Genomic DNA, 1,839 nt, shown 5'->3' on the forward strand with positions numbered 1-1,839 from the left:
TTTTTATGTGCGCCCAGCATGGGCGCAATCTTGCGGGTGCAAGTCCCGCCGTAAGCTGACCACAGCGAACGAAGTGAAGCGCAACTGCATGAGGGCGACCGAGTGTGGGAAGGAAGCGTGAATCGAAGCCATGAGCCGATGTACAAGAACCGGATACAAGGCGAAGCCGATCAGGGCGAGCGGGCATAAAATCGCGAAGCTCTTGTGGTCAAGGATCAGGCTGCGTAAATCCGGCGGTTGTGTGGTGAAGGATTGCGCTCTTACCTGGGGAGATCTCGCCTTATGCCTGAAAGGGCGACGGCGCCAGCCGGAGCGAGAAGTCAGCAGAGGCCGTAGTAGTCTTTTTTTTGACGAAGGGCCGAACGAGAGAAAGCGTTATAGGCCATGTTGATGCGAACGACCGGAAGTCAGATGCCTGCCAAACGCAGGGCGGATGGAGATAACGAGCGGTGAAGCCGTGAGAAGTCCTGTCAGCGACGAGGTCAATCGCCCGCAAAATGAACCCGACAACGCAGGGCAAGGGCTGCTGGAGCGGGCCTTTGCGAGAGAGAACTTGAAGCGGGCGTGGAAGCGGGTCAAGGCTAACAAAGGTACAGCAGGGGTCGATGGTCTGGGCATTGAACAGACTGCCGAGCATTTGCTGACCCGATGGCCAACGATTCGCGAACAGCTTCTTTCGGGTGTCTACCGGCCCAGTCCGGTACGACGCGCAGTCATTCCCAAGCCTGACGGCGGTCAACGCGAGTTGGGTATCCCGACGGTTACTGACCGTCTGATCCAACAAGCGTTGTTGCAAGTGCTACAACCCCTCCTTGACCCAACCTTCAGTGAACACAGCTATGGTTTTCGTCCGGGCCGTTGCGCGCAGGACGCCGTTTTGGCGGCTCAGCGGTACGTGTTATCGGGTCGAAAAGTGGTAGTGGATGTTGATCTGGAGAAGTTCTTTGACCGGGTCGACCACGATATTTTGATTGATCGTTTAAGCAAACGGATTGCGGACCGGGCGGTTATCCGGCTTATCCGCACTTATCTGGACGTTGGAGCGCTGATCAATGGCGTGGTCGAGAAAAGCCGCTGCGGGGCGCCGCAAGGCGGCCCGCTGTCGCCGTTGTTGGCGAATGTGCTGCTGGACGAAGTGGATCGGGAGCTTGAACGTCGAGGTCATTGCTTTGTTCGCTATGCCGACGATGCGAACGTCTACGTTCGCAGCAAGAAGGCAGGGCAACGGGTAATGAGCTTGCTGAAGCGTCTGTATGAAAAGCTGCACTTGAGCGTCAACGGGAGCAAGAGTGCGGTGGCGAGTGCGTTTGGTCGCAAGTTTCTGGGATACGCTTTCTGGGCTTCACCAAAAGGCGTCCAAAGGACAGTAGCGGTCAAAGCGCGCGAGCGATTCAAGCCGTGCATCCGCTGGTTTACCCAGCGTTCAGGTGGTCGCAGCCTGCAACAAGTTGTCGACCGCTTAAGGCCCTACATGCTGGGCTGGAAGGCTTACTTCGGACTGTCGCAAACCCCCGGAATCTGGCGAAAGCTGGACGAATGGATACGGCACCGACTACGGGCAATCCAGCTCAAGCAATGGCGGCGTAGTTCAACGATCTATCGAGAGTTACGCGGGCTGGGTGCGAGAGAGACTGTTGCTCGTAAAGTGGCGGGAAACTCTCGCTGCTGGTGGCGCAACAGTGCTTTTGAGCTCAACCGAGTGCTCGATATAGCGTGGTTCGACAGAATGGGTCTACCGCGTCTCTCCTGACCTCAATCCCTCGAACCGCCCGGTGCGGACCCGCATGCCGGGTGGTGTGGCAGGGGAGCGGCCATGAAGGCCGCCCCCTATGCCGATTG

1 protein-coding gene is annotated in these 1,839 nt (G+C 57.8%); it reads left to right on the top strand.

The features are described 5' to 3' along the window. The first annotated feature begins 433 nt into the window (after positions 1-433). Positions 434-1,750, top strand: a complete 1,317-nt coding sequence (ltrA, locus tag ACZRKZ_RS27690) for a group II intron reverse transcriptase/maturase (protein WP_463983196.1) — start codon at positions 434-436, stop codon at positions 1,748-1,750. Positions 1,751-1,839 lie beyond the last annotated feature (89 nt).

Source organism: Pseudomonas sp. c313 (assembly GCF_055407145.1).

Bases quoted from the DNA above. Each gene is read 5' to 3' on its own strand.
- ltrA (WP_463983196.1), top strand. From the start codon at position 434: ATGGAGATAACGAGCGGTGAAGCCGTGAGAAGTCCTGTCAGCGACGAG.